Source organism: Mesorhizobium sp. M1396 (genome assembly GCF_040317725.1).
Taxonomy (GTDB): domain Bacteria; phylum Pseudomonadota; class Alphaproteobacteria; order Rhizobiales; family Rhizobiaceae; genus Mesorhizobium.
Map to the genome: position 1 here is coordinate 1 of NZ_JAMYLA010000101.1, position 9,525 is coordinate 9,525.

Annotated in this window: 7 protein-coding genes and 5 pseudogenes; 7 read left to right on the forward strand and 5 right to left on the reverse strand. The window is 58.9% G+C overall.

The features are described from left to right. Positions 1-75: pseudogene (locus NKH02_RS33350) on the reverse strand (DNA-binding response regulator); the annotation flags it as partial. A 79-nt stretch (positions 76-154) separates the two neighbouring features. Between NKH02_RS33350 and NKH02_RS33355 the strand changes: the two are divergent. Further along, entirely contained in the window at positions 155-430 is a 276-nt protein-coding gene (locus tag NKH02_RS33355) for an acyl carrier protein (RefSeq protein ID WP_023679571.1), read from the forward strand. A 105-nt stretch (positions 431-535) separates the two neighbouring features. Here the strand turns inward: NKH02_RS33355 and NKH02_RS33360 are convergent, their stop codons facing one another. From NKH02_RS33360 to NKH02_RS33370, 3 genes and pseudogenes are all read right to left on the reverse strand, one after another. Further along, a complete protein-coding gene (locus NKH02_RS33360; protein ID WP_023737119.1) occupies positions 536-1,153 on the reverse strand; it encodes a hypothetical protein in 618 nt (205 codons plus the stop codon). After that, positions 1,153-1,332 (reverse strand): hypothetical protein, encoded by a 180-nt coding sequence (locus tag NKH02_RS33365; RefSeq protein WP_031194388.1) that lies wholly within the window; start codon positions 1,330-1,332, stop codon positions 1,153-1,155. The genes NKH02_RS33360 and NKH02_RS33365 overlap by 1 nt, the downstream gene beginning before the upstream one ends. Continuing rightward, positions 1,329-2,059 (reverse strand): annotated as a pseudogene (locus tag NKH02_RS33370) (IS6 family transposase). The gene NKH02_RS33365 and the pseudogene NKH02_RS33370 overlap by 4 nt, the downstream one beginning before the upstream one ends. A 293-nt stretch (positions 2,060-2,352) precedes the next feature. On the opposite strand from NKH02_RS33370, the gene NKH02_RS33375 reads away from it, so the two are divergent. The 3 genes and pseudogenes from NKH02_RS33375 to NKH02_RS33385 all read left to right on the forward strand — a co-directional run bounded on the left by NKH02_RS33375 (position 2,353) and on the right by NKH02_RS33385 (position 3,889). Beyond that, a complete protein-coding gene (locus NKH02_RS33375) occupies positions 2,353-2,730 on the forward strand; it encodes a hypothetical protein (RefSeq protein ID WP_023679574.1) in 378 nt (125 codons plus the stop codon). A 122-nt stretch (positions 2,731-2,852) separates the two neighbouring features. Then, positions 2,853-3,104: pseudogene (locus NKH02_RS33380) on the forward strand (DUF1403 family protein); the annotation flags it as partial. Between the two features lie 75 nt (positions 3,105-3,179). Continuing rightward, positions 3,180-3,889 (forward strand): annotated as a pseudogene (locus NKH02_RS33385) (IS6 family transposase). A 127-nt stretch (positions 3,890-4,016) separates the two neighbouring features. Here the strand turns inward: NKH02_RS33385 and NKH02_RS33390 are convergent. Beyond that, entirely contained in the window at positions 4,017-5,936 is a 1,920-nt protein-coding gene (locus NKH02_RS33390) for a potassium transporter Kup (protein ID WP_352884043.1), read from the reverse strand. A gap of 443 nt (positions 5,937-6,379) precedes the next feature. Here NKH02_RS33390 and NKH02_RS33395 point away from each other — a divergent pair. From NKH02_RS33395 to virD4, 3 genes and pseudogenes are all read left to right on the forward strand, one after another. Beyond that, a pseudogene (locus tag NKH02_RS33395) lies at positions 6,380-6,649 on the forward strand (integrase core domain-containing protein); the annotation flags it as partial. A 301-nt stretch (positions 6,650-6,950) separates the two neighbouring features. Then, positions 6,951-7,727 (forward strand): hypothetical protein, encoded by a 777-nt coding sequence (locus NKH02_RS33400; protein WP_245260339.1) that lies wholly within the window; start codon positions 6,951-6,953, stop codon positions 7,725-7,727. A gap of 247 nt (positions 7,728-7,974) precedes the next feature. After that, on the forward strand, positions 7,975-9,525 hold a 1,551-nt coding region (gene virD4 / locus NKH02_RS33405), incomplete at its 3' end, for a type IV secretion system ATPase VirD4 (RefSeq protein WP_352559169.1).

Below are 9,525 nucleotides of genomic sequence, written 5' to 3' on the forward strand. Positions count from 1 at the left end.
GGCATGCATCGTGAGATACTCGGCGATGAGGCGCCGCATTGCGGCATCATCGTCAATGACAAGAACATGTTTCAACGGCACACCTCGTTTTGGGGGTTGGGCCCCGATCAGGGTTGCATTACCTGAATCTGCAATCAAAAGGCATGTATTAGTGATGACATTACTTGAAATTGAACAACTGGTTCTCAAAACCCTCAACGCTCTAGTTGCCGAAAAAGTAGAGGTCTCGATGACAACCAGAATGCGGGATCTCGGCCTCGACAGCCTCGACTATAACGAGCTTGCTACGGCGATCGAGAGCCGACTTGGCTGGTTTGTCGACGATTACAAGCTCTGGCAATACGAGTCCGTAAGGCATGTGGCCGACGCCGTCGCCAGTCAGGAGTTGCGCACCGCGGAACCACCAGCAGTGCGGCAAGTGCTGGAGTAGTGCTGTAGGCACAGGTTACGGTGAGGGCAGCTTGGGCGGCGGTAGCTATGGCCATTGCTCCGCTGTGGTTTGTATCCGTGACTGGTGTGTTTGAGAACTGTTGGGTCAGCCCGGTCCATGTCGCAGTGCCGATGCCCCCTTGGTGGCGTTGCCCGCAATTGCGATCGCTGCGCCCAGGGCACCAATGCTGACGGTCGTTGTCAGGCCACCCGTTGAATTGTTGTCAGAGGCAACAGTGCCCACCACACCATCCCAATCGGTGGTCGTATAGACCGACATGTAGTCACGGAACACGCTCTCACTATACGTGGTCACGATCGTTGCCGTCGTACCGGTTGGCACGAGGGCTGACCACACTGACAGATAGACCACACCAGAATTGAAGATGCTTTCCACCTGAGCGAGAAGGGTGGCAGCCACACCCCCAATCGTCATACTGTTGACGGTCACTGCACTTTCGGTGTCAGTGGTCTCAGTTGTCACGATGACACGACGATTAGCGTGTGGCGCGACAAGAAGCGGAATGCTGGTGTGGGTGTAAACGGTCGTGGCAGTCGAGTCTTCGTGAGTGCCATTGAAGACCAGATCTATCGGGAACATTTTCTCCCAGACGCCCGAGCTGCGCACATAGACCTGTCGAGCCTTGGTCCAGAGGCTTGAGATTTTCACCCAGACGGCGCTGGCCGCCCCCCAGACCCCGGAGGCTTTGACGTAAAGGGCCATTACGGCTGCACCCAGAAATCACCGTCCACGCCGCCAGAAGGGGCAGCGGCCGAGATCGTGACGCTGCGATTTGCCATCGTGCCGACGCCGAGAAGCGCCTTGGTCTGGGCAATGGACTGCGGTCGACGATAATTGTCCCCGGTGCCGTCACTCGACACGCGACCGACGAAGCTCGTCACAGCGTCGGCACCTGTGGCGTAGGTCGAGCGGTACAAACGCGTCGTGATATCACCAGCGCCATCGCGCTGAGGCGATGAACATGTATGGCGAGAGCAGAACGTTTGGGGCGGGGCGGGACGAAGAGGTTGCGGAGGGCTGACAAGGTCGAGACGAAGCGTTGCAGGCCTCTCGGCGATCGGACCCCTGCATCATCCGCTCCCGTTTTCGCGGCGGCACATGGGAATTCTCCGCTCCGTTGTTCAACCCCTTGTGCGACCGGTGCTTGACGTCCGGCATCACCTGTCGCTTTGCCGCTCCATACGAGCGCAGCTAGTCGGTGATCATGCGCTTCGGCGCGAGCCCCTGCTTCTTCAACAGCCGCGTCAGCAAGCGCTTGGCGGCCTTGGTGTTGCGGCGGTTTTGCATGATTTCGTCCAGCACATATCCATCCTGGTCGACGGTGCGCCACAACCAAAGCTTTTTGCCGGGCGATGGTGACGACCACTTCGTTCAGGTACCAGACGTCATTCCGGCACGGCGGCTTGCGGCGCAAGCAGCGAGCGCAGTCCAGCCCGAACTTGATGCCCCACCGGCGACTTGTCTCATACGAAACCACGATGCCGCGTTCCAGCAGCATTTCCTCAACCAGGCGCAGGCTCAGCGGAAACCGGAAATAAAGCCAGACCGCGTGGGCGATAATAGGCGGCGGAAATCGGGGGGCGTGTAGCTGACGGCGGGCGTATTCATGCCCCCCGGCGTCCATGTCGCAAATCTTGACGATTGCTTTGTGTGTCAAGCCCGCCGCAGGTCTCAACGCGTTCAATGCAGACATTGTGAAAATCGCCCTATTCCGCTTTTTTTACCGCCCCTTAAGTCCCCCGCTCGCATGCTTGTCGATGCCATTGAACTCATAGCCATCGGCCAAGGATTTTGGAAAATATGTTTCCGCTCGCAGCAGAAAACGTGAGAGTCGCTGTAGGCCTAACGTTAAGGGGAGAGAGCGGTTTGATTGGACGAAATGGGTACCGGAGTACCGAGTCATGAAGCCACGAGGTAATCTGGTCCGACTGAAGCAATTTCAGGTGAATGAGAAGCGGCGACAGTTGCACCAGCTAGACATCATGATTGCCGATTTCGAACGCATGGCGCGAGAACTGGACTTCCAGTTAAACGCCGAGGAAACGAAGGCCGGCATCTCCGATGTCAATCATTTCGCTTATCCGACGTTCGCCAAGGCCGCTCGCCTACGTCGTGACAACGTCAAGAATTCGCAATCGGACCTTCTGCGGCAGAGAACCGCAGCCGAGCCATGCCTCGCCGAGGCTGAAGCAGAGCTCTCCAAGGCGCAAATGCTAGAATCGCGCAGCGGCAGAGGCCACGACCTCGAACCCGGCAACCGAAGCGCCATGATCGGCTGAGCCGGATGGCTTCAGCGCGCCTCATTCGCGACACCCGACTGGCCGTTGGCGCGCGAGAGGCGTGCGGGCACTGTAAAGATATCAGCGTATTGATGCAGCGATAGCTGGTCGGGACGGCTGTCATGCTGCGGCGACATACGCGATTTTGTTCCAGATTTGCATGGCGGCGTTACGCAGGTATTGGGGGAAAGTGGAACTGGTTGGCACTCGGATCATCGGTGGAAACGAACCGCTGCCGGCGGATCGGCGCCTGGCGGCAACGCCTGGCGCTTTCGGCGGCGGCGGTAACGGCAAAGCAGGCTGGCCGGTCGAGGATGAAGCGGCACCTGCGCGATGCCGTTCTGCTCACGGCCGGGAGACGGGGTCGGCCCCGCCGGCCGGATGCTGCTCGCTTGGCGCGGCATCGTAAAGTCAACCGACAGCTTATGAAGATGTGCGTACATTGGGCCATGTCAGAAGTTGCTCGTGATCCGCTCTATGGTCGCCACCGCTTTCCCGCCGAGATCATTGCGCACGCGGTATGGCTCTACTTTCGCTTTCCGCTCAGCCTGCGCATGGTTGAGGACATGCTGGCGGCCCGCGGCATCATCGTCACGCATCAGACCGTTCGAAGCTGCGCGGAGAAATTCGGACGGCATTCCGCCCAGGAGATCAATATCAGCCGGCTGCCTGGGCGATAAATGGCATCTCGACGAATGTGTCGTGGCTATCAGTGGCAAGAAGCAGTGGCTCCGGCGTGCCGTCGATCAGGACGGCTTCGTCCTCGAAGTGCTGGTACAAAGCCGCCGAAATGCCAAGGCGGCAAAGCGTCTGATGCGCAAGTTGCTGAAAGCTCAAGGGCGGACACCACGGATCATGATCACCGACAAGCTCCGATCCTATGATGCCGCCATGCGCGACCTCATGCCCGGCGTCGAACACCGGTCGCACACAGGCCTGAATAATCGAGCGGAAAATTCGCACCAGCCGACCCGACGACGCGAAAGGATCATGAAACGCTTCAAGTCGGCACGCCAGCTTCAGCGGTTCGTTTCCATCCATGATCCGATTGCCGACCTGCTCACTTTCCCTGCAATGCGCTGTCATCGGCTCAACATCGAGACCTGCGTAACGCCCCATGCAAATCTGGAACAAAATCGCGTGTGTCGCCACAGCGTGACAGCCGTCCCGGCCAGCTATCGCTGCATCAAGCCGCTGAAACTTACAGTGCCGGGCGCGCTGCTACCTGAATTTCCTTACCGCTCAATCAATGTGACAGCACCGATTCTTCTCAACCGCGGCATGCCCTAAATCGTCACTTGCGTTCCGATCTCGACGACGCGTCCGGTCGGGATCTGGAAGTACTCCGTCGCGTCGGCCGCCGTACGCGCCAGGCCGATGAACAACCGGTCCTGCCACACCGGCATGCCGGAATTGGGCGAGGCCTTGAGCGAACGCCGTGACAGGAAGAACGAGGTCGTCATGATGTCGAACTTCCAGCCTTGCTTGCGGCAGATCGCCAGCGCGCGCGGGATGTTCGGCTGCTCCATGTAGCCGAAGGTCAGCGTCACCCGCATGAACAGCTCGTTGACCGTCTCCATCTTGACCCGGTCGCTGTCGGGCACCACCGGTTGCGGCGCGGTCACCACCGAAAGGATGACGTTCTGCTCGTGCAGCACCTTGTAGTGCTTCAGGCTGTGCATCAGCGCGGTTGGCGCGCTGAGTGGATCGCTCGTCAGGAACACCGCGGTGCCGGACACCAGCTGCGGCTTTTTCTTCAGGAGATTGCCGGCGAGGAAATCGAGCGGGATTTCGTTGCGGCGGGTCTTGTCGAACAGATAGCGGCTGCCGCGCACCCAGGTCCACATAGCCAGCACAATGGTGAAGGCCACCGCCAGCGAAGCCCAGCCACCCTCGAACACTTTGACGATGTTGGAGGCAAAAAAGCCGACATCGATGAAGCCGAACAGCGCCGTCATGGCGACCGCCACCCACAGCCGCCATTTCCAGATCCGGGTCATGACGACGAACAGCAGCACCGTCGTCACCAGCATGTTGCCGGTCACCGAGATGCCATAGGCGGAGGCGAGCTTGCTCGATTCGCCGAAACCGACGACCAGCAGCATCACCGCCAGCGCCAGCAACAGATTGACGCGCGGCATGTAGATCTGGCCCGACTGCTTCTCCGAGGTGTGCAGGATTTCCAGGCGCGGCAGCATATTGAGCTGCACCGCCTGCCGGGTCAGCGAGAAGGCGCCGGAGATGACCGCCTGGCTGGCGATGACAGTCGCGGCCGTCGCCAGCACGACCATCGGGATCAGCGTCCAGCCTTCGTTCATCTCGAAGAATGGACGGCCGACGACGCCATTCTTGGCCAGCACGAAGGCGCCTTGCCCGGCATAATTGAGCAGCAGGCAGGGAAACACGATCGCCAGCCAGGCCAGCACGATCGGCTTGCGGCCGAAATGGCCGAGATCGGCATAGAGTGCTTCGGCGCCGGTGACGGCGAGGAAGATGGCGCCGATGGTCACGAAAGCGACGTCGGGCGAATTGATCAGAAACGCGACGATGTAGTGCGGGCTCACCGCCCACAGGATTTCCGGATCGGCGATGATGTGGTTGAGCCCGGAAAGGCCAATTGCCAGGAACCACACCGCCGTCACCGGGCCGAACACCAATCCTACCCCGCCCGTGCCGAAGCGCTGCACCGCAAACACCATGGTAAGAATGACCAGTGTCAGCGGCACGACATAGGGCTGGAAGGTCGGCGTGACGACATTCATGCCCTCAACCGCCGACAGCACCGATATCGCCGGTGTGATGACGGCATCACCGAAGAAAAGCGATGCCCCGACGATGCCGATGCCGAGCATCAGCGCCGAGCGCTTGGGGAAACTGCCGCGCGCCAGCGCCATCAGCGACAGCACGCCGCCCTCGCCGCCGTTATCGGCGCGCAGCACGAACATGATGTACTTGATGGTGACGATGATCGTCAGCGACCAGATGATCAATGACAAAACGCCGAGGATATCGCCGCGCTCGGCGACATTGCCGCCCGACGACGCCACCAGCGCCTCACGGAACGCGTAGATCGGGCTGGTGCCAATATCGCCATAGACAACGCCGAGCGCGCCTAGCATCAGCACCTCGGGGCTTTGCTGTTCGATTGCCGGATGGCTCGACTGTTCGACGGGTTCTGCCTCGCTACCAGTATTGGTAAGGACCATGGACGACACTCCGATAAGGGGCGGCCCTCTACCTTTGCTGCACTGCAATATCAAGTGCCGCGACGTAATGGCTCCGTATGCGGACCGCATTTGTTGCCGCACCGGCGGATTGTCTCATACGAAACCACGATCCCGCTCCCGGGCCATTTCCTCGACGAGACACAGGCCAAGGGGACCTGAAGGAGGGCCAGACCGGATGGGCGATGATCTGCGGCAGGAAACGATGGCGCTGCTTGTAGCTGACGGCATGTCTTTCTCCTTTGTGTGTCTGCCAGACGAGCGGGCGGGCACGGAAGTGGTCGCGCTCTGGCTGCCAGACATACTCGTCCAACCTGATGAAAACCTGACTTGTACACCCAGCCCAAACAGGTGCGAGGGGTCGGTCTATTACCAAAGGCTCTGAGGGCTGATTCTCTAGGGTTCGGCATTCAATACACCGAGCGCTTGCGGAGGCCGGCGTCGAACCCGCAGTGGGCAGTGTCGGCGACTCTTTCGATAATGCTCTCGCGGAAACGATCAACGGTCTTTACAAGGCCGAGGTGATCCATCGACGCGGACCCTGGCGCTCATTCGAGGCCGTCGAGTTCGCCACGCTCGAATGGGTCGACTGCTTCAACAATCGCTGGCTGCTGGAGCCCATCGGCAACATCCCGCCGGCCGAAGCCGAGGAACGCTACTACGGCATGTTGGATGAACCAGCCATAGCCGCGTGACTCAAACGAAACGGCCACCGGAATGCCCGGGGCAGTTCACATCGCATTTGATGCCAGCTTCATCGTATTTTCTTCGGCTTGGACGGGCACTTGGCAGACCCACAGAGCTGGGAACCCTTTGCCATACTACAACTGTAACATCATATCGGTTTAGCAGGTCAAGCTTTGGTGGTAACCTCATTGGGTAGAATAACTACTTTGGAGGCGAGCAATGGATCGCGATAACAAACGGGCACGTGCAGCTGCAAGATCATCTCAAGGCGTGGGGAGCAGTAGCCTCCGTGACGTTCCAGAGGGGCCATTGAGCGATGTTGCAGAACGGCTGGTAACCGCTAACCCGCGCGATACAGCGCGAAATCTTGGGGGCTTCAAAGGCCTCGGGACGCACGAGCGAACAGCCGTTCGGGGCACTCAACCCGGGCCAGAAACTGACCTCGCGAGATTTGAAAGGCGGACCAATCGTCTTGGACGATCAGCCATCGATCTGGCCGCGACATTAACAGCCGAATTGGGGTACAGCACGGATGACATAGCATTGCAGAAAGTCGGAGCGGCCAGTAATCTAGGCGATTACCTAACGCCAGGGCTGCAAGATGCTATTGTTAATCGCATTGGCAACATGGATCCGCCGTCGCAAGCTCTCGGAGCTTATTACGTTGCGCCACACTTCAGTAAGTTTACTGACGAAAACAAATCTCGCATTCTTGATCAGGCCATTGGATTGGCTTCTTCTGATCCGGATGGCAATGTCAGGATGATGGCATCCAATGCTATTCTCAACATGTATCAACAGTTAGACGCAAACCAACAGGCCCAAGCTCACTCAGTTTTTCCCGGCATGCAAGACATCTTGCCGCACATGCCGCCGCCGCAGCATGCAGCAGAGGAACGGAGTGCGAATCTGGACGGCCACATAGCAGGTATTGAGGCTGCAGTCCGTGATACAGTAGGCCCGCAAACCTCGTATGAACAGCTGCAGCGGGGTGCTCAAATCGGGCGGTCCATAAACCACGCCTTCAATCACGCCCGAGAGGACCTAATGGAGGCCACCAGAAGCAGAGATCGCTCCGGCCGTTGAGGTCTCGGCCATGGTACAGTGACGCTTTCTCTCCCGAATTCCGTTTACGGCCTTGCCGTTTCCAATTCGCTGGCCGTTGACGTACCTGCTTAGTGTAACTTTCAAAAACCACGTCTGCCGGGTGATGCGCTGCAAGCATCGCACCACCCGCTGCGGCATCGATCTGTCGAGCGGCGACATCGCGCGACGCCGGTTCGGTCTCTGAAGCACGCGCAGCATTAGCTACGGCTAATCCGGCAATGGAACAATGCTTTCAACAAAAACGACGCCCCCCAACATAGCCATTAGCATCGCGTGCTCACTCGCCGTGGGCTTCTGTGCGGCAAGTCTTTACGCAACCTTCCGCCACGGCGGCAGCGGCGAGGCTCTGATGGCGTTTGATGTCCGTGCCTTTTGGTTTGAGACGCCCTTCTATTTGGGTTTCGCAACCCCCGTTTTCTATCGGGGCGCGGCTATCGTGCTCTCGACGTCCGCGGTCGTCTTGCTGATTCAGCAGATCGTATTGCGCCGCAAGCTCGAACACCACGGGACGGCTCGTTGGGCTCGAGTGGATGAAATGCGACGCACGGGATATCTGCGACGATACCGTGGCGTGACAGGGCCGGTGTTTGGGAAGACAAGTGGCCCTTTCTGGCCTGGCTACTACCTGACCAATGGCGAGCAGCCTCACAGCCTCATCGTTGCACCGACCCGCGCTGGCAAGGGCGTCGGCATAGTCATTCCAACGCTACTTACATTCAAAGGCTCGGTGATAGCTCTGGACGTCAAGGGGGAGCTCTTTGAGCTCACCTCGAGGGCGCGCAAAGCCGCAGGTGACGACGTGTTTAAATTCGCGCCGCTGGATTCGGAGCGGCGCACAAACTGCTACAATCCGCTGTTGGATCTTATAGCGTTGCCTCCACAGCAGCAATTCACCGAAGCCCGCCGCTTGGCCGCAAACCTGATTACGGCCAAGGGGGAGGGCGCGGAAGGTTTCGTCAGCGGCGCGCGAGATATCTTTGTCGCGGGAATCCTTGCCTGCATCGAGCGGGGCACGCCAACAATCGGCGCCGTCTATGACCTCTTCGCCCAGCCGGGGGAGAAGTTTAAGCTCTTCGCGCGACTCGCCATGGAGACCCAGAACAAAGAGGCACAACGCATCTTCGACGACATGGCGGGGAACGATACGAAAATCCTAACCTCCTACACTTCCGTGCTCGGCGATGGCGGGCTCAACCTGTGGGCGGATCCCGCTGTAAAGGCGGCCACAAGTCGCTCGGACTTTTCGGTCTATGATCTTCGCCGTCGCAGAACGTGCATCTATCTTTGCGTTGGTCCGAACGACCTTGAGGTGATCGCGCCTCTGATACGCTTGTTTTTTCAGCAAATCGTTTCAATTCTGCAGCGGTCGCTGGCCCGCCGGGATGAAAAGCACGAGGTTCTCTTCCTGCTCGACGAGTTCAAGCACTTGGGTAAGCTGGAAGCGATCGAGACCGCAATCACGACTATCGCGGGCTACAAGGGGCGTTTCATGCTCATCATCCAAAGCCTTTCGGCACTGACGGGGGCTTATGGAGAGGCTGGCAAGCAGAATTTTCTCAGCAATACCGGACTGCAAGTGTTCATGGCCACGGCTGATGACGAGACTCCGAACTACATTTCCAAGGCCATCGGTGAATACACGTTTGAAGCCAAATCGATTTCCCACAGCCAGGCGCGAACGTTCGACTGGACCATTCAGAATTCACATCAAGGTGCACCGCTATTGCGTCCCGAACAGGTTCGGCTGCTCGATGACGACTACGAGATTGTTCTCATC

Excerpts from the sequence above, each read along its gene's own strand:
- NKH02_RS33355 (WP_023679571.1), top strand. The coding sequence starts at position 155 with ATGACATTACTTGAAATTGAACAACTGGTTCTCAAAACCCTCAACGCT.
- NKH02_RS33360 (WP_023737119.1), bottom strand. The coding sequence starts at position 1,153 with ATGGCCCTTTACGTCAAAGCCTCCGGGGTCTGGGGGGCGGCCAGCGCC.
- NKH02_RS33375 (WP_023679574.1), top strand. The coding sequence starts at position 2,353 with ATGAAGCCACGAGGTAATCTGGTCCGACTGAAGCAATTTCAGGTGAAT.
- NKH02_RS33390 (WP_352884043.1), bottom strand. The coding sequence starts at position 5,936 with ATGGTCCTTACCAATACTGGTAGCGAGGCAGAACCCGTCGAACAGTCG.